The sequence below is a fragment of the Pseudomonas vancouverensis genome (genome assembly GCF_004348895.1).
Taxonomy (GTDB): Bacteria; Pseudomonadota; Gammaproteobacteria; order Pseudomonadales; family Pseudomonadaceae; genus Aquipseudomonas; species Aquipseudomonas vancouverensis.
On the sequence record NZ_RRZK01000038.1, the window covers coordinates 87,947 to 107,110 of the forward strand.

General features: G+C 60.5%; 18 protein-coding genes and 4 tRNA genes. 8 read left to right on the forward strand and 14 right to left on the reverse strand.

The features are described from left to right. Nucleotides 1-147 precede the first annotated feature (147 nt). The gene (locus EIY72_RS29315) at nucleotides 148-1,824 is read left to right on the forward strand and encodes an MFS transporter (RefSeq protein ID WP_093224557.1); all 1,677 of its coding nucleotides are present in this window, start codon (nucleotides 148-150) and stop codon (nucleotides 1,822-1,824) included. A gap of 115 nt (nucleotides 1,825-1,939) precedes the next feature. Here the strand turns inward: EIY72_RS29315 and EIY72_RS29320 are convergent, their stop codons facing one another. Genes EIY72_RS29320 through EIY72_RS29335 form a run of 4 tightly spaced genes read right to left on the reverse strand, consistent with a single transcriptional unit; the run spans nucleotide 1,940 to nucleotide 4,553 of the window. Then, the gene (locus EIY72_RS29320) at nucleotides 1,940-3,256 is read right to left on the reverse strand and encodes a sensor histidine kinase (protein WP_093224560.1); all 1,317 of its coding nucleotides are present in this window, start codon (nucleotides 3,254-3,256) and stop codon (nucleotides 1,940-1,942) included. Then, on the reverse strand, nucleotides 3,253-3,921 hold the full coding sequence (locus tag EIY72_RS29325) for a response regulator transcription factor (RefSeq protein WP_093224563.1): 669 nt from the start codon (nucleotides 3,919-3,921) through the stop codon (nucleotides 3,253-3,255). Before EIY72_RS29325 ends, EIY72_RS29320 begins: the two co-directional genes overlap by 4 nt. A gap of 3 nt (nucleotides 3,922-3,924) precedes the next feature. Continuing rightward, nucleotides 3,925-4,245: a PepSY domain-containing protein gene (locus tag EIY72_RS29330; RefSeq protein WP_093224566.1), complete on the reverse strand. Its 321-nt coding sequence runs from the start codon at nucleotides 4,243-4,245 to the stop codon at nucleotides 3,925-3,927. After that, the gene (locus EIY72_RS29335; protein ID WP_093224569.1) at nucleotides 4,245-4,553 is read right to left on the reverse strand and encodes a PepSY domain-containing protein; all 309 of its coding nucleotides are present in this window, start codon (nucleotides 4,551-4,553) and stop codon (nucleotides 4,245-4,247) included. Before EIY72_RS29335 ends, EIY72_RS29330 begins: the two co-directional genes overlap by 1 nt. Nucleotides 4,554-4,689: 136 nt before the next feature. On the opposite strand from EIY72_RS29335, the gene EIY72_RS29340 reads away from it, so the two are divergent. Together EIY72_RS29340 and queD are read left to right on the forward strand one after the other, a co-directional pair. Further along, nucleotides 4,690-5,769 carry a hypothetical protein gene (locus EIY72_RS29340; protein ID WP_093224572.1) on the forward strand — a complete coding sequence of 360 codons (1,080 nt, stop codon included), beginning with the start codon at nucleotides 4,690-4,692 and terminating at the stop codon, nucleotides 5,767-5,769. A 75-nt stretch (nucleotides 5,770-5,844) separates the two neighbouring features. Next, nucleotides 5,845-6,201, forward strand: a complete 357-nt coding sequence (gene queD / locus EIY72_RS29345) for a 6-carboxytetrahydropterin synthase QueD (RefSeq protein WP_007915588.1) — start codon at nucleotides 5,845-5,847, stop codon at nucleotides 6,199-6,201. Between the two features lie 82 nt (nucleotides 6,202-6,283). Here queD and EIY72_RS29350 read toward each other — a convergent pair whose 3' ends face one another. Next, nucleotides 6,284-7,246 (reverse strand): zinc-binding dehydrogenase, encoded by a 963-nt coding sequence (locus EIY72_RS29350; protein WP_093224575.1) that lies wholly within the window; start codon nucleotides 7,244-7,246, stop codon nucleotides 6,284-6,286. Nucleotides 7,247-7,384: 138 nt separating this feature from the next. Here EIY72_RS29350 and EIY72_RS29355 point away from each other — a divergent pair, with 138 nt between their 5' ends. Beyond that, nucleotides 7,385-9,466 carry a carboxy terminal-processing peptidase gene (locus EIY72_RS29355; protein WP_162276448.1) on the forward strand — a complete coding sequence of 694 codons (2,082 nt, stop codon included), beginning with the start codon at nucleotides 7,385-7,387 and terminating at the stop codon, nucleotides 9,464-9,466. A gap of 146 nt (nucleotides 9,467-9,612) precedes the next feature. Then, nucleotides 9,613-11,403, forward strand: a complete 1,791-nt coding sequence (locus tag EIY72_RS29360) for a bifunctional diguanylate cyclase/phosphodiesterase (protein ID WP_093224581.1) — start codon at nucleotides 9,613-9,615, stop codon at nucleotides 11,401-11,403. Here EIY72_RS29360 and EIY72_RS29365 read toward each other — a convergent pair whose 3' ends face one another. From EIY72_RS29365 to bamJ, 5 genes are all read right to left on the reverse strand, one after another. Further along, nucleotides 11,404-11,811 carry an SEL1-like repeat protein gene (locus EIY72_RS29365; RefSeq protein WP_093224584.1) on the reverse strand — a complete coding sequence of 136 codons (408 nt, stop codon included), beginning with the start codon at nucleotides 11,809-11,811 and terminating at the stop codon, nucleotides 11,404-11,406. Further along, nucleotides 11,812-12,183: a hypothetical protein gene (locus EIY72_RS29370; RefSeq protein ID WP_003223109.1), complete on the reverse strand. Its 372-nt coding sequence runs from the start codon at nucleotides 12,181-12,183 to the stop codon at nucleotides 11,812-11,814. It abuts the gene before it with no gap. After that, nucleotides 12,180-12,524, reverse strand: coding sequence for a helix-turn-helix domain-containing protein (locus tag EIY72_RS29375; RefSeq protein WP_093224587.1), 345 nt, complete (start codon nucleotides 12,522-12,524; stop codon nucleotides 12,180-12,182). Before EIY72_RS29375 ends, EIY72_RS29370 begins: the two co-directional genes overlap by 4 nt. 115 nt (nucleotides 12,525-12,639) lie before the next feature. Further along, nucleotides 12,640-13,095 carry a YkvA family protein gene (locus EIY72_RS29380; protein WP_093224590.1) on the reverse strand — a complete coding sequence of 152 codons (456 nt, stop codon included), beginning with the start codon at nucleotides 13,093-13,095 and terminating at the stop codon, nucleotides 12,640-12,642. Nucleotides 13,096-13,387: 292 nt separating this feature from the next. After that, nucleotides 13,388-14,104 carry a BamJ family beta-barrel-assembly machinery protein gene (bamJ, locus tag EIY72_RS29385; protein WP_093224593.1) on the reverse strand — a complete coding sequence of 239 codons (717 nt, stop codon included), beginning with the start codon at nucleotides 14,102-14,104 and terminating at the stop codon, nucleotides 13,388-13,390. A gap of 269 nt (nucleotides 14,105-14,373) precedes the next feature. Here bamJ and EIY72_RS29390 point away from each other — a divergent pair, with 269 nt between their 5' ends. Both EIY72_RS29390 and EIY72_RS29395 read left to right on the forward strand, forming a co-directional pair. Beyond that, a complete protein-coding gene (locus EIY72_RS29390) occupies nucleotides 14,374-16,176 on the forward strand; it encodes a di-heme-cytochrome C peroxidase (RefSeq protein WP_093230670.1) in 1,803 nt (600 codons plus the stop codon). 28 nt (nucleotides 16,177-16,204) lie between these two features. Beyond that, nucleotides 16,205-17,341: a catalase family protein gene (locus EIY72_RS29395; protein ID WP_093224596.1), complete on the forward strand. Its 1,137-nt coding sequence runs from the start codon at nucleotides 16,205-16,207 to the stop codon at nucleotides 17,339-17,341. Between the two features lie 133 nt (nucleotides 17,342-17,474). Here the strand turns inward: EIY72_RS29395 and EIY72_RS29400 are convergent. The 4 genes from EIY72_RS29400 to EIY72_RS29415 form a co-directional block, all read right to left on the reverse strand. Then, a tRNA-Asp gene (locus tag EIY72_RS29400) sits at nucleotides 17,475-17,551 on the reverse strand. 19 nt (nucleotides 17,552-17,570) lie between these two features. Beyond that, nucleotides 17,571-17,646, reverse strand: a tRNA-Val gene (locus tag EIY72_RS29405). Between the two features lie 190 nt (nucleotides 17,647-17,836). Continuing rightward, nucleotides 17,837-17,913: transfer RNA gene (locus EIY72_RS29410), tRNA-Asp, on the reverse strand. A gap of 19 nt (nucleotides 17,914-17,932) precedes the next feature. After that, nucleotides 17,933-18,008 (reverse strand) — tRNA-Val (locus EIY72_RS29415). 159 nt (nucleotides 18,009-18,167) lie between these two features. On the opposite strand from EIY72_RS29415, the gene rdgC reads away from it, so the two are divergent. Next, the gene (gene rdgC / locus EIY72_RS29420) at nucleotides 18,168-19,088 is read left to right on the forward strand and encodes a recombination-associated protein RdgC (RefSeq protein WP_007969735.1); all 921 of its coding nucleotides are present in this window, start codon (nucleotides 18,168-18,170) and stop codon (nucleotides 19,086-19,088) included. Nucleotides 19,089-19,164 lie beyond the last annotated feature (76 nt).

A 19,164-nucleotide genomic window follows, 5' to 3' on the forward strand; every position in this document is an offset into this window, starting at 1 on the left:
TATCTGGGCAAAGCTGATTATGCTTTCTAAAGACCTTGCAGCCATGCGAGGCCGTCTTTTCGTGTCCGAAGACAACAGCCCCAGGGCCAGGGTGCGGCAATACGTGAGAGGTGCTCCGGCCTGACCATAGCAACACGGAGAACACTCATGACGGCAACCTACAGTGCATCCACGGGCAGCGCGCCCAACCATGGCGTCACCCGGGAGGAGCGCAAAGTCATCTTCGCCTCCTCCCTGGGCACCGTGTTCGAATGGTACGATTTCTACCTCTACGGCTCCCTCGCGGCGATCATCGCCAAGCATTTCTTTGCCGGGGTCAATGAGACCACTTCCTTTATCTTTGCCCTGCTCGCCTTCGCCGCAGGCTTCGCCGTGCGGCCCTTCGGCGCCATTGTGTTCGGCCGGCTGGGCGACATGATCGGGCGCAAACACACATTTCTCATCACCATCATCATAATGGGCGTGTCCACGGCCATCGTCGGGCTGCTACCCAACTACGCGACCATAGGCGTCGCCGCACCGATCATCCTGATCACCCTGCGGCTATTGCAGGGCCTGGCGTTGGGTGGTGAATACGGCGGCGCGGCGACCTACGTGGCCGAGCATGCGCCCAAAGGCCGACGCGGCTATTTCACCTCCTGGATTCAAACCACCGCGACCCTTGGCCTGTTCCTTTCGCTGCTGGTGATTCTCGCCTGTCGCACCGCCCTGGGCACCGAGGCCTTCGAGGCGTGGGGCTGGCGGATCCCTTTCCTGATCTCGATCCTGCTGCTGATCGTCTCGGTGTACATTCGCCTGCAACTCAGCGAGTCACCGGTGTTCCTGAAGATGAAGGCCGAAGGCAAGGCGTCCAAGGCGCCGCTGACCGAGTCTTTCGCGCGCTGGGACAACCTGAAGATCGTGATCATGGCCCTGCTAGGTGGCACCGCCGGCCAGGCCGTGGTCTGGTACACCGGGCAGTTCTATGCGTTGTTCTTCCTGCTGCAGACGCTGAAGATCGATCCGCAAACCGCCAACCTGCTGATTGCCGGCGCACTGCTGATCGGCACGCCGTTCTTCATCGTCTTCGGCAGTCTCTCCGACCGCATCGGTCGCAAGGGCATCATCATGGCCGGCTGCATCCTGGCGGCGGTGACCTACTTCCCGATCTTCCATGCACTGACCCAGTACGGTAACCCCGATGTGTTCATCGCCCAGGAGAAAAACCCGGTCACGGTGATCGCCAATCCCGATCAGTGCTCGTTCCAGTTCGACCCGGTGGGCAAGGCCAAATTCACCAGTTCCTGTGACCTGGCCAAGACCATACTGGCGAAAAGAGCCATCCCCTATGAGAACGTGAAAGCCGAGCCGGGCACCGTGGCGCAAGTGCGCATCGGCGACAAAGTGGTGCAGAGCTTCGAAGGCACCGGCATGCCGGCGGCCGACTTCAAGACCAGCAACGATACCTTTACCGCCACCCTGGGTACGGCGCTGAAAGAGGCCGGTTACCCTGAAAAAGCCGATCCGGCGAAGACCAACTATCCGATGGTATTGCTGCTGCTGACCGTCCTGGTGATCTACGTAACCATGGTCTACGGCCCGATTGCCGCGTGGCTGGTGGAACTGTTCCCGGCGCGCATCCGCTACACGTCGATGTCGCTGCCCTACCACATTGGCAATGGCTGGTTCGGCGGCTTCCTGCCGACGGTGGCCTTCGCCATGGTCGCGGCCACCGGGGATATCTATTACGGGCTGTGGTATCCGATCGTCATCGCAGTGATGACGGCGATCCTGGGCATTTTCTTCATGCCGGAGACCAAGGATCGGGAGATTCATCACACCTGAGGCGCATGCATCCCCTGTGGGAGCGAGCTTGCTCGCGATAGCGGTAGATCATCAACATTGACGTTGACTGGCATACCGTCATCGCGAGCATGCTCGCTCCTACAGTTAATTCAGTTCAAACACGCTTGGGCAGTTGCACCAACACCTTCAACCCGCCCCACTCGCTTTCACCGAGCGTCAACCGGCCACCCCAGGTATCGACGATATCGCGCACGATCCCCAGGCCCAGCCCATGCCCCTGGGTCTGCTCATCCAGACGGGTGCCACGGCTGAACACCTGGTCGCGCTGATCCTGCGCAATGCCCGGGCCATCGTCTTCGATACTCAGCTCGAATGCCGTCGGCAACTCGACCACGCTCAAGCGAATTTCGGCATCCGCCCACTTGCAGGCGTTGTCCAGCAGGTTGCCCAACAGCTCTAGCAGATCCTCGCGATCCCAGGGCAATTGCAATGCGGCGGGCGCGCGATAACTCAAGGTCAGGTGTTCGCCGTGAATCATGTTCAGGGTCATCAGCAACCCGGGCAGCTCGGCGTCGCAATCGAACAAGGCACCGGGCAGCGCATCACCGGACAGGCGCGCACGGTTGAGCTCGCGACTGAGGCGTTGCTCGACCTGCTCAAGCTGCTCCTTGAGCAGTTTGCGCAGCTGCGGGTGCGCGTCGAGTTGCTCACTCGAAACCAGACTCAACAACACCGCCAGCGGCGTTTTCAAGGCATGCCCCAGGTTGCCCAGGGCATTGCGCGAACGCTTGAGGCTGTCCTCGGTGTGGGCCAGCAGATGGTTGATCTGCGCCACCAACGGCTCCAGCTCCACCGGCACCTGATCATCCAGTTGCGAACGCTGACCCTGTTGCAATTGCGCGATCTGTTCGCGGGCGGCTTCCAGCGGCCGCAAGGCCCGGCGCACGGTGAGCCGTTGCAGCAGCAGGATCAGCAACAACCCCGCGACACCCAGCCCCAACCCCAACTTTTGTATGCGCCTGAAGCTTTCACGCACCGGGGTGTAGTCCTGGGCGACGCTGATGGTAACCGCCTGCCCAAGACGTTTGTAGTCGGTACGCAGCACCAGTAACTGCTGCCCTTCCGGCCCCAGTTGCAGGTTGCTGTGCAGGCCGGGCTGGTCGAGTTTCGGCAATTCCTGGTCCCATAACGAACGGGAACGCCAGTGATTGTCGGCGAAATCGATGCGGAAATAATGCCCGGAATAAGGCCGTTGATAAGCCGGTGACAGATGGCGCTCATCCAGTTGCAGGCCTTGCGGGCCGCGTACCAGGGCCACCAGCAAACTTTCGCTGTCGGTGCGCAGGTCGTCTTCGAGATAACGCTGCAAGCCCATCTCGAACAGCCACAGGCTGGTCTGCGCCAACACCAGGCCGACGATCAGCAGCACGCTGATCAGGCCCAGGCTCAAACGGCGCTGGATCGATCTCACCGGGCCTGTCCGCCAAACAGGTAACCCTGGCCGCGACGGGTTTCGATCACGCTTTTGCCGAGCTTGCGCCGCAAGTGATTGACGTGGACTTCAAGCACGTTGGAATCGCGCTCGGTTTCACCGTCGTACAGGTGTTCGGCCAAGTGGCTTTTCGAAAGTATCTGCTCGGGATGCAGCATGAAGTAGCGCAGCAATCGGAATTCGGCGGCGGTCAGCTGAATGTCGTTGCCGTCGCGAACCACGCACTGGCGGCCTTCATCCAGATGCAAGCCAGCGGCCTGCAGGGTCGGCTGATTGACCTGGCCATGGGAACGCCGCAGCAGCGCCTGGATGCGCAGGTACAGCTCCTCAGGATGAAAGGGCTTGGTCAGGTAATCGTCGGCACCGGCCTTCAGCCCTTCGATGCGTTCGGCCCAGGAGCCGCGGGCGGTGAGAATCAGCACCGGCGTGGCCAGCCCGGACGCACGCCATTGCGCCAACACATCGAGCCCCGGCAAGCCCGGCAAGCCAAGGTCGAGGATGATCAGGTCATAGGGTTCGGTGCTGCCCTGATGCACCGCATCGCGACCGTCGGCCAGCCAATCCACGGCGTAGCCCTGGCGATTGAGGCCAGCCAGCAGCTCATCCGCCAGTGGTACATGGTCTTCGACCAGAAGCAAACGCATGGATCAATCTTCCTTGTCTTTGAGCAAAACGCCGTTGCTCGCATTGATGCCCAGTTCGCGGACAATGCCTTCAGGAGTCAGCAATTCGACTTCATAAATGTACAGGTCGTGTTTTTCTTCCAGCTCGGCTTCCAGCAGCTTGGCACCGGGGTAGCGATCCATTGCCTGCTGCAACAATTGCTCCAGCGGCAGGATGACCCCCTTCTGACGCAGGCGCAGGGCTTCATCCTGATCCAGGTCGCGGGCCATCGCCAGCGAACAGAACGTCAGCAGCACCAGTGCCAGGCAACGGCCGCTGCATCCATTTGAAAAAATCAGCTTCATTACGAATCCTGATGATCCTTGAGCACGTGCCCGCTGACGGCGTCTAATTCCAGGTCCCATTCAACGCCCTGAGTGTCGCGCAATTCCACTTGGTAGATGTACTTGCCGAAGGCTTCCTTGAGCTCGGTCTCAGTCAAGACCGAATCAGGATGCTTGGCCAGTGCGGTGGCATTGAGTACCTCGAAAGACACAATGGTACCAGCGTCACGCAGCCTGAGCGCTTCATCCGGGCCGAGGTCGCGCGCCTGGGCAAGGCTGGCGGTCAGGCCGATGAGGGTCGCGGCGACCAGGCCGGTGAGGGTTTTCATGGGGGGGGCTCCGTCGCTTTTGCCGATTGCGTACGGGCGCCACCTTAACCGGGTGAACTTAATTGAAGCTGAATGGCCATTACTGCTGACATCCATAGCCCCTATAATTCTCCGCTTGCCAGACATCGAGACCGGTATGACCGCTATCCACATCAAGTTTCCTTCCTTGACGATCAAGGCCGGACCGCGAGCACTCGCGCGCATTCGTGAACAGGGATTGAACGCCATCGATGTCGGCACCCTGCCCGGCGCTGCGGGCGGGCCAAAAGCCCTGGGCATTCAGGGTCTGGACCTGGCGCTGTTCGGCGAGTGGTTACCGGCGGCGCCCCGTGAACGCTCGCTGATCGGCGCCTCGGTGGGTTCCTGGCGCTTCGCCAGTGCCTGCCTGCCCGACGCCGCCGAAGGCATTCGCCGCCTTGGACAGCTGTACACCGAGCAGGACTTTGCCAAAGGCGTGACCATGGCACAGATCAGCCAGAGCTCGCAGCGCATGCTCAACGACCTGCTCGACGGCCGCGACGCCTCAATCCTCAGCAATAGCGATTACCGCTTGAACATCATGGTGGTGAAGAGCCACGGCCTGCTGGCGGACGATCATCGTGGCCGACTGGGGTTGGGCTTGTCGTCGGTAATCGCCGACAACCTGCGCGGTCGGGCGCGACTGGCGCGGCACTTCGAGCGCCTGATCATCCACGACCCGCGCCTGGCCCCGCCGGTGAATGCGCTGAACGACTTCCCCTCGCGCTTCGTCGCCCTCAACGCCGGCAACCTGCGCCAGGCGTTGCTGGCTTCCGGCTCGATCCCGATGGTCATGGAAGGCGTGCGCGAGCTGCCGGGGGCCGGCGCCGGCACCTTCCGCGATGGCGGCCTGCTCGACTACCACCTCGACCTGCCGTATAGCGGCAATGACATCGTGCTCTACCCGCACTTCACCGACCGGGTGATTCCCGGCTGGTTCGACAAGACCCTTCCGTGGCGCCGCGGCTGCCCGACGCGCCTGCAAAACGTGGTGCTGCTGGCGCCCTCCAGGCAATACCTGGCCCGCCTGCCCTACGGCAAGCTGCCGGACCGTAACGACTTCAAGCGCTTCATGGGTGACGCCGCGAGCCGGCAGAAGTATTGGCGGGCGACCATGGAAGAAAGCCGGCGCATGGGCGACGAGTTCCTCGAACTGGCCGCCAGCGGTCGACTCGGCGAGCGCTTGCTGACCCTTTAGTCAGGACAAGCTGTTAAACTCGCCGCCTGCCCGAATCGCTGCGGCGAACGCCACCTGAACAGAGCTGAAGATACTGTGGAAATTTTCAAAGAGTTTACTTTCGAATCCGCCCACCGCCTGCCTCACGTACCGGACGGCCACAAGTGCGGTCGCCTGCACGGTCACTCGTTCAAAGTGGCGCTGCACCTGAGCGGCGACCTCGATCCGCACACCGGCTGGATTCGCGACTTCTCCGAGATCAAGGCGATCTTCAAGCCGCTGTACGAACGCCTGGACCACAACTACCTGAACGACATTCCCGGCCTGGAAAACCCGACCAGTGAAGTGCTGGCCAAATTCATCTGGAATGAAATGAAGCCTTTGCTGCCGGAGCTCAGTGCAATCCGCATCCACGAAACCTGCACCAGCGGTTGCATCTATCGCGGCGAGTAAATCCAGCGGCCTGGCAGTCACTATTGATAGCGACTGCCCTGGCCACCTCCCGAGCGACCCCGCTTGCGCAGGTCTGGTGTCGTCAGCTCAGGCTTTCGTCGATCACCAGCACCACCTTCCCCGCCACCGTATTGCTCGCCAACTCGGCAAATGCCGCCTCGGCGTCCTTGATCGGGAAGGTCCTGGCCAATTGCGGGCTCAAGCGTCCTTCGGCAAACAGCGGCCAGACATGCTGACCCAGGTCACTGAACAGATCGGCCTTGAATTGATCGTCACGGCTACGCAAGGTCGAACCCAGCAACTGCACACGCTTGGCCAGCAGTTGGGCCAGGTCGAGCTTGGCCTCGCGTCCGCCCATCAAGCCGATCAACACCCAACGGCCATCCTGCGCCAGCAGTTTCAGGTTCAGCGCCGCGTAGTTGCCGCCGACCGGGTCGAGAATCACATCGAAGGGGCCCAGATCCTTCAGGCTTTCCAGGTCATCGCCACGCACTACGCCGCCCTGGGCGCCCAGTGCTTCACAGTAGGCCAAACGCTCGGCAGAACCGACGCTGACCCAGCAAGGGTTGCCGAACGCCTTGCACAGCTGAATGGCGGCTGAACCAATTCCACTTGCTCCGGCATGCAGAAGAACCTTCTGCCCAGGCTTGAGCGCCGCCAGTTGAAACAAATTCAACCATACAGTGGCGTAGACTTCCGGCAGTGCCGCCGCTTCGACCAGCGATATTGCCTCGGGAACCGGCAGCACATGCCGCCCGTCGACAACCACCTCTTCGGCCATCCCGCCCCCGGCCAGCAAGGCGCAGACCCGATCGCCGACCTGCCAGGACGAGCCCGGACCGACCTCGCTGATCACCCCCGAACACTCTAGACCGAGCACTTGGCTGGCCCCCCGTGGCGGTGGATATAGGCCAGCTTTTTGCAACAAATCGGCGCGATTGAGACCCGCTGCCGCCACGCGAATGCGAACTTGCCCCGCATCGCAAGCAGGACTCGGCTCATCAACCCACACCACTTGACCGTCAACGCCTTGCAATGCTTTCACAGTGCCTCCATAGTGAGTCTGGACTGAGCCCGAAGCTATAGCGCCGGGCTTTTTGCATTATGCGACCGGCTCCCAAAGATCCGGCGACTTCAAAGACGGCCTAATATGCGTTATCAATTGTCCCCGCGTCGAATCAGCATGAAGCATTTGTTCCCCAGCACCGCCCTCGCTTTATTCATCGGTATCGGCCTGTTGCCGATGTCGGGCAATACATTCGCAGCCAACAGCTGGGACAATCTTCAACCCGATCGTGACGAAGTGATCGCCAGCCTGAACGTCGTGGAGCTGCTCAAGCGCCACCACTACAGCAAGCCGCCGCTCGATGACGCACGTTCCGTGATCATCTACGACAGCTACCTCAAGCTGCTGGATCCGTCGCGCAGCTATTTCCTGGCCAGCGACATTGCCGAATTCGACAAGTGGAAGACGCAGTTCGACGACTTCCTCAAGAGCGGCGACCTGAACGCCGGCTTCACCATCTACAAGCGTTATCTGGACCGCGTGAAATCGCGTCTGGACTTCGCCCTCGCCGAGCTGGACAAAGGCGTCGACAAGATGGACTTCACCACCAAGGAGACCTTGCTGATCGACCGCAAGGACGCCCCTTGGCTCAAGTCCACCGCAGAACTCGACGACCTGTGGCGCAAACGCGTCAAGGACGAAGTGCTGCGCCAGAAGATTGCCGGCAAGGATCCCAAGCAGATCCAGGAAACCCTGACCAAGCGCTACAAGAACCAGTTGGCGCGCCTGGACCAGACCCGTGCGGAAGACATCTTCCAGGCCTACATCAACACCTTCGCGATGTCCTACGACCCGCACACCAACTATCTGTCGCCGGATAACGCGGAGAACTTCGACATCAACATGAGCCTGTCCCTCGAGGGCATCGGCGCCGTGTTGCAAAGCGACAACGACCAGGTGAAAGTCGTGCGCCTGGTGCCGGCAGGCCCGGCCGACAAGACCAAGCAGGTGGCTCCGGCCGACAAGATCATCGGCGTTGCCCAGGGCAACAAGGAGATGGTCGACGTGGTGGGCTGGCGCCTGGACGAAGTGGTCAAGCTGATCCGTGGTCCGAAAGGCACCGTGGTGCGCCTGGAAGTGATCCCGGCGAGCAATGCGCCGAACGACCAGACCACCAAGATCGTGCCGATCACCCGTGAAGCGGTGAAGCTCGAAGACCAGGCCGTGAAGAAGTCGGTGCTGAACCTGAAACAGGACGGCAAGGACTACAAGCTCGGCGTGATCGAGATCCCGGCGTTCTACCTCGACTTCAAGGCGTTCCGTGCCGGTGACCCGGACTACAAGAGCACCACCCGTGACGTCAAGAAACTGCTGACCGAACTGCAGAAAGAGAAAGTCGACGGCGTGGTCATCGACCTGCGCAACAACGGCGGCGGCTCCCTGCAGGAAGCCACCGAGCTGACCAGCCTGTTCATCGACAAGGGCCCGACGGTCCTCGTGCGTAATGCCGACGGCCGTGTCGACGTGCTCGAAGATGAAAACCCGGGCGCCTTCTACAAAGGCCCGATGGCGTTGCTGGTCAACCGCCTGTCTGCCTCGGCCTCGGAGATTTTCGCCGGCGCCATGCAGGACTACCACCGTGCGCTGATCATCGGCGGCCAGACCTTCGGCAAAGGCACCGTGCAGACCATTCAGCCGCTCAACCATGGCGAACTGAAGCTGACCCTGGCCAAGTTCTACCGGGTTTCCGGCCAGAGCACCCAGCACCAGGGCGTGTTGCCGGATATCGATTACCCGTCGATCATCGACACCAAGGAAATCGGCGAAAGCGCCCTGCCTGAAGCCATGCCGTGGGACACCATCAAGGCAGCCATCAAGCCGGCGGCCGATCCGTTCAAGCCGTACCTGTCGCAGCTCAAGTCCGAGCATGACGTGCGTACAGCGAAGGATGCCGAGTTCGTCTTCATCCGCGACAAGCTGGCCCTGGCGCAGAAACTGATGGCGGAAAAAACCGTTAGCCTCAATGAAGCCGATCGTCGTGCCCAGCACGCCGATATCGAAGCCAAGCAACTGGCCATGGAGAACATCCGTCGCAAGGCCAAGGGCGAAGAGCCGCTCAAAGAGCTGAAGAAAGAAGACGAGGATGCCATTCCGGCCGAGCCGGACAACACCAAACCGGAAGATGATGCCTACCTGAGCGAAACCGGGCGGATTCTGCTGGACTACCTGAAACTCAACTCGGCGGTGGCCAAACACTGAGTGTTTGCTGGCCAGTGATGGCAATTTAATGATGGCGATCGGCGGATCGTCATCAAACAGTCATCAATCTGTCGTGAAATAAAGGACTGGGCGCACCCTTTGCAAAAGGGGCACGCCCGGTCCTTTTTTTATCGCCAGAGAACGCCATGACCACAACCGAACAGCTGAGTGCCTTGACCTCGATACTGAGTCAAAGCGGTTTGCACAGCCTGTTCCAACCGATCATCAGCCTCTCTGAACGTCGCATTGTCGGCTATGAAGCCCTCACCCGCGGCCCGTCCAACAGCCCCCTGCACTCCCCGGTTTCGCTGTTCGCCGTGGCCCGCCAGGCCGGACGCTTGAGCGAGCTGGAAATCGCCTGCCGCGAAAGTGCCTGCCGCCGTTTCAACGAGCAGCAACTGCCCGGCCTGCTGTTTCTCAACGTATCGCCGGAGTCTTTGCTCGAAGCCGCCCACCAGCCTGGGCGCACCCTGCAACTGCTGGAGGATTTCGGTATCCCGCCGAGCCAGGTGGTCATCGAACTCACCGAGCAGACCCCGACCGACGATTTCCAGCTGCTGCAAACCGCCCTGCATCACTACCGGGCGATGGGCTTTTCCATCGCTCTGGATGACCTGGGTGCGGGCTATTCGAGTTTGCGTCTGTGGTCCGAGCTACGCCCGGATTACGTGAAGATCGACCGTCACTTCATCGACGGCATCCACCAGGACGCCCTCAAGCGCGAGTTCGTCGGTTCGATCCTGCAAATTGCCAAGGCGTCACGGGCCCAGGTCATTGCCGAAGGCATCGAGCTGACGGAAGAACTGACGGTGCTGACCGAGATGGGCGTTGACCTGGTCCAAGGCTATCTGCTCTGCCGCCCGCAGGAACATCCGCCACGGGAAGCCCGGGCGCTGATGCCGCGACAGGACAGCTACGCCGTGGCACTGAACGAGGAAGGCAATGACCTCAGCCCTTTGCTCAACGAACAGCTCGCCGTGGACCGCGACACCGCCACGGCGACGGTACTGGAAGCCTTTCGTCGCCAGGCCAACCTGAACTCGCTGGCGGTGCTGGACGAACAGGGTCACCCCTGCGGCATCGTCCATCGCCATTCGCTCTCCGATGCCTTGCTCAAGCCCTTTGCCACCGACCTGTTTGCCCGCAAGCCCATCAGCCGGCTGATGAGCGACGACTTCCTCGCAGTGGAGCTGAGCCAATCCCTGCAGCAGGTCAGCCGCCTGATCACCAGCCGCGCCCGTCAGCGCATCGAAGAAGACTTCATCATCACCCTCAACGGCGGCTACCTCGGCCTCGGACGCGTTATTGATGTGCTCAAGCTGATCACTGAACTGAAGATCCAGCAGGCCCGTTACGCCAATCCGCTGACCTTGCTGCCGGGCAACGTCCCGATCCAGCAATGCCTGACCCGGCTGCTGCAACAGCAACGGGAGTCGGTGATCTGCTACGTCGACATCGACAGCTTCAAACCTTTCAACGACATCTACGGCTACGGCCGAGGCGACGAAGTCCTGCTGTGCCTGGCGCAATGCCTCAACGACCGCGTCGACCCGTCGCGCGACTTTGTCGGCCATATCGGCGGCGATGATTTCCTGCTGGTGCTCAGCCCGGAAGACTGGCGCAAACGTTTGAACCAGCTGCTTGACGACTTCCAGAGCCAGTGCCGACGCTTCTATCGCAGCGAACACCTCGAAGCCGGCTGCTTCACCGCACTCAATCGCCAGGGTGTGCGCCAGGACTTTCCCCTGCTGTCACTGTCGATCGGCGTGGTCCATCTGCATCCCGAGGCCTGCGCGCAACTCGATGCCAGCCAGTTGGCGGAAATGGCCTCCCAGGCCAAGCACCATGCCAAGCATGTGCAAGGCTATAGCGTGCATGTGCTGGATAGTTTGCTGATGCCGGGGCAGGAACAGACGTTGCTGGCGGGTCAGCGTTGATCAGTCGTTGGGTGATGCGGCAGCCAGCTCTTTGAGCTTGATCTCGGCCAACGGATGCCCAGCCTTCACAGCCATCCCCCAGAACCGGGCGGCTTCAACCGGATCCGGCGCCTTGCTCGGCGTCCCGGCCAGCGCAATCACGCCCACTTGATACGCCGCCTTGCCGTCCCCCGCCAACGCCGCCAGGCGCAGCAAGCGCACGCCTTCCTCATGAGCCCCCAGGCCGACGCCGCGAAACGTCAGGATGTGCCCATAGAAGCTCTGGGCGCCGACATCGCCGAGGTTGGCCATGCGGGCGAACTGGCCTTCGAGCCAACGCCAGCCCCGCGGCTGGCGGACGAACCACGACCAGTGAAACAGCCGTCGGGCCAGCCAATAGCCGGCGCGGGCCTTGAGTCGTAAAAACACTCAGGCCTCGGCCGATTCCGGGTATTCGTATTCGAATACCCGCACCACTTCCGAGGCATGCCAGGAGGCGGCGGCGACGCCATCGGACGGTCCGGAAAAACGCCCGAGGCGTTCAACGCATTCAAAGAAACCGGTGCGCGGCAAACGGCTGGCGCCCTGGCTGATCACCAGCGAACTGCGCAGGGGTTGTTCGGCCTTGGCGTCGAGCGCCGCCAGATGCTCCAGGGCAGCGGTCAGGGTTTGCATGGCCGGGGTCGGCAGCTGCAAACGCTCCAGCAAGGCCCGATACGTCAGAAGATGGCGCTGGCGGCGCGCCTGGTCCAGTTCGCCCAACAACCCGTCCCAATGCTGACGACTGATGCGTACGCTCACGATTCGTCCCTCCACCCTGGCACCGTCAATTCCCAGGCCAGGCTGCGGCGAATCGCGGCGTCGGGCAGACGCTCGCCACTTTCGATCATGGCCAGATAAGACGGGCTGATGCCTACCGTGCGGGCCAGCGCCTCGATGGCGATGCCCTTCCCTTCGCGCAAACTGCGTAATTGATCCAGGCCTGGAAGAATCGGCTCTGGTGTGGCCGCTTGAAGCGTGGTGACTTCGGGCGACCGTTGCTGCTCCTTGATGCCTGCTGCTTTCAGTAACGCCTGATACTGAGCCCATGGCAGAACCGCATATTCGGGTTCGCCTTCGCGTGTGATTATCTGAATATCCATGACTACCCCGTAGGACAAAAACACTTAGCGAGTCGGCACTTTTCCCTAGAAGTGTAATCCTAACAGCGGCCAAGGTCGCGGGGGGTAATCAAACAATGCGCGAGGCAGATTTGCCTCAGGTTTTTTTCGGGCCTTGCAGTTGCAGTTGTTCCGGGGTATCCGGCAGGCGCTCGACCACCGCCAGCTTCTCCGGCACCTGCCGTTTGCGCCAGGCACGGAAGGCATTGAGTTCATCGTCAAGAACCTTCATCAGCCAGGCCAGCACTGCGATGTCGTCGAGCATGCCGAACACCGGGATGAAGTCCGGAATGGCATCCACCGGGCTGAGGAAATACATCAGTCCGGCCACCACCGACACCATTGCCTTGGGACTGATGGCGCGGTACTCGCCCCGCCAATAGGCCAGGCACAGTGCCTGCAGCAATCGCAGGTCATCCTTGAGCTTGCCGAGTCGATTGCCTTGGCTCGCGCTTTTGCTGGCGACAGCGAACAGCAGGGTTGGCAATCGGCCACGCGCCAACAGGCGACCGGCCAGTGGCAGGAAGCGCGCGAAATTCCAGGGTGCTTTCATCATTCCTCCCGTTGAAATGTTATCCACACAAATTGTGGATAACCTTGTGAACAGAGCTGCTTTTCAGCGCTCAAAGCCCCGTTTTACAAGGGCTGCGTTCAGATCGGGCGTTTTTTGCGCACCCAAAAAATCCCAATATTTCATTGACTTGGCGGCCCCGTGCGGCTACCGCCTGCATCCACTCTGTCTGAGACTGCGGCCCAGAGCGTCTGTTCGATTTGTTTACCCGCGTTGAACGCCAGATGCAACAACGCCCCGCATGAGCGAGGCGTTGTCTTGAAGCCGATGCCGATTACTTGGCTGCAGCGTCTTCTTTGGACGGATCCTTGATTGCCAGCAGTTCCAGGTCGAAGACCAGGACCGAGTTGGCAGGGATCGCCGGGCTTGGGCTTTGCGCGCCGTAAGCCAGGTCAGCCGGGATGTACAGTTTGTACTTCTCGCCAACGTGCATCAGTTGCAGGCCTTCGACCCAACCCGGGATCACGCCGCTCACCGGCAGATCGATCGGGCTGCCGCGCTCGACGGAGCTGTCGAATACGGTGCCGTTGGTCAGCTTGCCGGTGTAGTGGACGGTCACTACGTCAGACGGCTTTGGCTGTGGGCCATCGGCTTTCTTGACCACTTCGTACTGCAGGCCGGAAGCGGTGGTGGTGACACCAGGCTTCTTGCCGTTTTCCTCGAGGAATTTCTTGCCGGCAGCAGCCGACTCTTCACTCATCTTGGCCATACGCTCTTCGGCACGCTTTTGCAGCGCGGCGAAGGCTTCAACCAATTCTTCGTCCTTGAGCTTCTGCTCTTTCTTGCCGACGGCGTCTTCGATGCCCTGGGCTACAGCTTTGGAATCCAGGTCATCCATGCCTTCCTGAGCCAGGCTCTTGCCCATGTTCAGGCCAATTCCGTAGGAAGCTTTTTGCGCCGGGGTTTTCAGCTCTACGCTGGTCTGCGAGTCACAACCCGCGAGTACCAGGCTAACCAGGGCCACCGCCGCCGCCAACCGATGCTGTTTCATGCTATTTCCTTGTTCATGCGCCTAAAGGGCAATCGAGTAAAGCCGCGAGCTTATCAGGCCGCCACGACCAATGGCTACCGGCATGAGAGCCGGAATCATCCGATAAGTTCAGGTGTTTAAACGCATTTCACACTTCGTGCAATGAAGCTTCTTTCATCTGCGTCCGGCGCCAACCGATTCCATGACCCGCAACATCTGGCGTAATGGCCTCTTGCCGCACCCTGCCCGCTCAGGCATAACAGCCTGACAACTCGACAAGGATGGTCATCTTGCGCCTCTTTCTCCGCCTGCTGGTTCTTATCGCAGTGCTGCTCGGACTGGTTCTGGCGGTGGTGCTCTACTATGTCGCCAACCCGAAACTGCCGGTATGGACGCCACCGCAACAGGTGCATTACCTGGAGCAATGGAGCGCCGCCGATCGCGATGTCTATTACTTCACCCCCCAGGGCACTCAGGTCAAAGGCCTGCGTTATGACTGGTTCACCGCCCTCGAACTGCCGTTCTCGCAACAGCGATTCGCCACGCCCGAATACCTCGCTCGCTTCGGTTTTCTGGTAGACCCTGCGCAAAAAGCGACCGCGAACAATCCCGGCAACCTCCCGGTCGGCTTCACCCGCCACCAGAATGCAGGCAGTCCGGATGTGTTTCTGGATATCACCTGCGCCGCCTGTCACACCGGTGAATTGCACTTCAAGGGGCAAGCCGTGCGCATTGATGGCGGCTCGGCTCAACACGTCTTGCCTTCCAGCGTTCCGACACTTAAAGGTGGAAGTTTCGGACAGGCATTGGTCGCCAGTCTGGTATCGACCTACTACAACCCATGGAAATTCGAACGTTTCGCCCGCAACGTGCTGGGCGAGGACTATGACGCCAAGCACCAGCAACTGCGCGAAGCCTTCAAGACCTCCCTCGACACCTTCGCTCGAGTCGCCTGGAACGACACCCATCGCGGGCTCTACCCGACCGAAGAAGGCCCAGGCCGCACCGATGCATTCGGGCGGATTGCCAATGCCACGTTCGGCGATGCGATCTCCCCGGACAATTACCGCGTTGCCAACGCCCCCGTCGACTATCCACAACTGTGGGACATGTGGACCTTCGACTGGGTGCAATGGAACGGCTCCGCCAGGCAGCCCATGGCGCGCAACATCGGTGAAGCATTGGGCGTCGGTGCCACGCTGAACTTCTTCGACAAGGACGGCCAACCACTGACGGGGGACGAGCGCTATCCGTCCAGTGTGCGTATTCATGACCTGCACAAGATCGAAAAAACCCTGCAGCATCTGGCGCCTCCCGCCTGGCCGGAAGACCTGTTGGGCGCAATCGATAAACCCCTGGCGACCAAGGGGCGCGTGCTGTTCGCCGAGAACTGCGCGGGTTGCCATGTCCCGCGCACGACGCAAGGCGAGGGGCGTAAAGTCCAGCACCTGACGATGGTACCGGTGGATTACATCGGCACCGACCCGAACGCGGCCAACAATATCGCTGACCACCGCTTTGACCTGACGGCCCTGCAATGGGATCAGCAGGAACTGCAGCAACTCGACGTCGAACCAAAACCCACGGCACCGATGGACCTGAGCAAAATGTCGGTGGCCAAGGGGCTGGCGTACGTCACGGCTTTTGTCGAGAACCGTGCCTATCGCGAGGCCAAAATCAGCGGCACCGAACGTGCGGAGATGGATGGTTTCGGCCTGCCGATCGGCGTGCGTGAGCTGCGCAAGTACAAGGCCCGGCCTTTGGACGGCATCTGGGCGACCGCACCGTTTCTGCACAACGGTTCGGTGCCGAGCCTCTATCAATTGCTCTCGCCCCAGGACGAGCGCGCGACCACCTTCTACAAAGGCACTTTCGAGTACGACCCGCAGCACTTGGGCTATCGCACGGAAGCCTTCGACAATGGCTTTGTGTTCGACACGCGCATCAGCGGCAATCACAACAGCGGCCACGAATTCCGCGCCGGCAAGCTCGGCAACGGGGTGATCGGTCGCTGGCTGTTGCCGGAGGAACGCTGGGCGCTGCTGGAATACCTGAAGGTGCTCGGCGGTCCGCTCGAAGCGCAATTGCCATGAACCTGGACTCAATGAAAAGGACGTTGAAATGCTGAGATCACTTTGGCTGCGCCTGGGCGCTTTTCTCGGCAAATTGCTGCTGTGGCTACTGGCAATCGGCTTGCTCGGCTGGGCCTTGTCGACGGCCTGGTTTGCCTGGCAGCACCGAGGGCCGGTCTCGGCGCTGGAAGTCATACCAAGCGGTGAAGCCGCGATGACCCAGGACGTTATCCAGACCGCCGTACGCATTGTCGATCAGCACCGCGAAAGCACCCGCTATCTGCGTGACGCCCATGCCAAAGCCCACGGTTGCGTGAAAGCCGAGGTGCAGGTGCTGCCGGAACTGGCGAACGATCTGCGTCAGGGCGTATTCAGAGAGCCGGGCAAAACCTGGCAAGCGATGATTCGCCTGTCCAACGGCAACGCCTACCCGCAGTTCGACAGCATTCGCGATGCCCGGGGCATGGCCATCAAATTGCTCGATGTGACCGACAAGCAGCTGTTGAGCGATCAACCAGGGCGCACTGAGCAGGATTTCGTAATGTTCAGCCACCCCAACTTCTTTGTCAGCAATGTCGCCGAGTACCGACAGAACGTCGCCGCGCAGGCTGACGGCAAGAAGATGATGGCGTTCTTCCCGAGCTGGGACCCGCGCAGCTGGCAGGTACGGCATCTGTTCATTGCCCTGGCGACGCTGTCCCCCGCGCCGCCGAGCCCGACCCAGAGCACCTACTTCTCGGTGTCGCCGTACAAGTTCGGTGAGGCCAATGCCAAGTTTCGCGTCATGCCCGACCCGGACAACTGCCCGGCCTACACTTTGCCCGAGCAAAACCACAAACTGCCGAACTTCTTGCGCAGCGCGCTGAACCAGCAACTGTCGACCGACCGGGTGCCGGCCTGTTTTGTCCTGCAGATCCAGCGCCAGGACGCCAACAAGTACATGCCGATCGAAGACACCAGTATTGAATGGAAGGAAAGCGATTCGCCGTTCCAGACCGTGGCGCGCATCAAACTGCCGGCCCAGGACTTCGACACGCCGGCACTGAACCTGCAATGCGACAACCTGTCGTTCAACCCATGGTTTGGTATCGAGGCGCATCGGCCGATTGGCGGGATCAACCGCTTGCGCAAGGCTGTTTACGAAGCCGTCAGCGATTACCGCCACGCCCGTAACGCCGAGCAGTAGGCGTTCAGAACGAAAAAAAGCGACCACGAAGGTCGCTTTTTTTTGTTTCTGGCCAAACCCCAGACAGCAAAAAGCCCGCACTGGGCGGGCTTTCTGTGGTGACCTGGCGTTCAGTGGTCCAGGTTTCCGAATATGGCGCAGCGGACGGGACTCGAACCCGCGACCCCCGGCGTGACAGGCCGGTATTCTAACCGACTGAACTACCGCTGCGCGAAACGCTTGAAACGAATGGTGGGTGATGACGGGATCGAACCGCCGACATTCTGCTTGTAAGGCAGACGCTCTCCCAGCTGAGCTAATCACCCTTCGCTTCGTTACGGGACGCATTATGCCACAAGTTTTCGTAAAGTGTTGATTTAATTGAAGTTTTTTTCAAATAAATCCGAAAACCGGTGAAACGACACATTCCGCATTTACAACTCGAGGCAGAAAAAAACCCGCCTTGGCGGGTTCTTCCGTGGTGACCTGGCGTTCAGTGGTCCAGGTAACCGAATATGGCGCAGCGGACGGGACTCGAACCCGCGACCCCCGGCGTGACAGGCCGGTATTCTAACCGACTGAACTACCGCTGCGCTAAACACTTGAAACGAATGGTGGGTGATGACGGGATCGAACCGCCGACATTCTGCTTGTAAGGCAGACGCTCTCCCAGCTGAGCTAATCACCCTTCGCTTCGGTGTGGCGCGCATTCTACGGAGCGACCCAACCTCTGGCAAGCACTTTTTTAAATAATTTTCCGAGGCCTTCCAAAGGCTTAGAGAAAGGTTGGCCTATGGCACGGCGAAGACAATAATGCCCCCCTTTGTATAAAGGAGAGACTCACCCCATGTGGTTCAAGAACCTGCTTATCTATCGCCTGACCCAAGACCTGCCTGTCGACGCCGAGGCGCTGGAAACTGCACTGGCCACCAAACTGGCGCGTCCATGTGCAAGCCAGGAGTTGACCACCTACGGTTTCGTCGCGCCGTTCGGCAAAGGCGAAGACGCACCGCTGGTGCACGTCAGCGGTGACTTCCTGCTGGTGTCCGCGCGCAAGGAAGAACGTATTTTGCCAGGCAGCGTCGTGCGCGACGCGGTCAAGGAAAAGGTCGAAGAGATCGAAGCCGAGCAGATGCGCAAGGTCTATAAGAAGGAACGCGATCAGATCAAGGATGAAATCATCCAGGCCTTCCTGCCTCGCGCCTTTATCCGCCGCTCGTCGACCTTCGCCGCCATCGCGCCGAAACAGGGCCTGATCCTGGTCAACTCGGCCAGCCCGAAACGCGCCGAAGATTTGCTGTCGACCCTGCGCGAAGTGATTGGCACCCTGCCAGTGCGCCCGCTGACAGTGAAAATGTCGCCGACCGCGACCATGACCGAATGGGTCACCACACAGAAAGCCGCGGACGACTTCTTCGTGCTGGACGAGTGCGAACTGCGCGACACCCACGAAGACGGCGGCATCGTGCGCTGCAAGCGTCAGGACCTGACCAGCGAAGAAATCCAGTTGCACCTGAGCACCGGCAAGGTGGTCACCCAGTTGTCCCTGGCCTGGCAGGACAAACTGTCGTTCGTCCTCGACGACAAAATGGTGGTCAAGCGCCTGAAGTTCGAAGACCTGCTGCAGGATCAGGCGGAACAGGACGGTGGCGATGAAGCCCTGGGCCAACTGGACGCCAGCTTCACCCTGATGATGCTGACCTTCGGCGACTTCCTGCCGGCGCTGGTTGAAGCGCTGGGTGGCGAAGAGACGCCGCAGGGGATCTAAAAACAGGTAGCGTTCTCGGTGGGAGCGAGCTTGCTCCCACCGTTTTGTAGATGCTTCTGAAATCATTTCAATAATA

Coding starts and splice junctions, on each gene's coding strand:
- EIY72_RS29315 (WP_093224557.1), top strand. CDS start 148: ATGACGGCAACCTACAGTGCATCCACGGGCAGCGCGCCCAACCATGGC.
- EIY72_RS29325 (WP_093224563.1), bottom strand. CDS start 3,921: ATGCGTTTGCTTCTGGTCGAAGACCATGTACCACTGGCGGATGAGCTG.
- EIY72_RS29330 (WP_093224566.1), bottom strand. CDS start 4,245: ATGAAGCTGATTTTTTCAAATGGATGCAGCGGCCGTTGCCTGGCACTG.
- EIY72_RS29335 (WP_093224569.1), bottom strand. CDS start 4,553: ATGAAAACCCTCACCGGCCTGGTCGCCGCGACCCTCATCGGCCTGACC.
- EIY72_RS29340 (WP_093224572.1), top strand. CDS start 4,690: ATGACCGCTATCCACATCAAGTTTCCTTCCTTGACGATCAAGGCCGGA.
- EIY72_RS29355 (WP_162276448.1), top strand. CDS start 7,385: ATGAAGCATTTGTTCCCCAGCACCGCCCTCGCTTTATTCATCGGTATC.
- EIY72_RS29360 (WP_093224581.1), top strand. CDS start 9,613: ATGACCACAACCGAACAGCTGAGTGCCTTGACCTCGATACTGAGTCAA.
- EIY72_RS29375 (WP_093224587.1), bottom strand. CDS start 12,524: ATGGATATTCAGATAATCACACGCGAAGGCGAACCCGAATATGCGGTT.
- EIY72_RS29380 (WP_093224590.1), bottom strand. CDS start 13,095: ATGAAAGCACCCTGGAATTTCGCGCGCTTCCTGCCACTGGCCGGTCGC.
- bamJ (WP_093224593.1), bottom strand. CDS start 14,104: ATGAAACAGCATCGGTTGGCGGCGGCGGTGGCCCTGGTTAGCCTGGTA.
- EIY72_RS29395 (WP_093224596.1), top strand. CDS start 16,205: ATGCTGAGATCACTTTGGCTGCGCCTGGGCGCTTTTCTCGGCAAATTG.
- rdgC (WP_007969735.1), top strand. CDS start 18,168: ATGTGGTTCAAGAACCTGCTTATCTATCGCCTGACCCAAGACCTGCCT.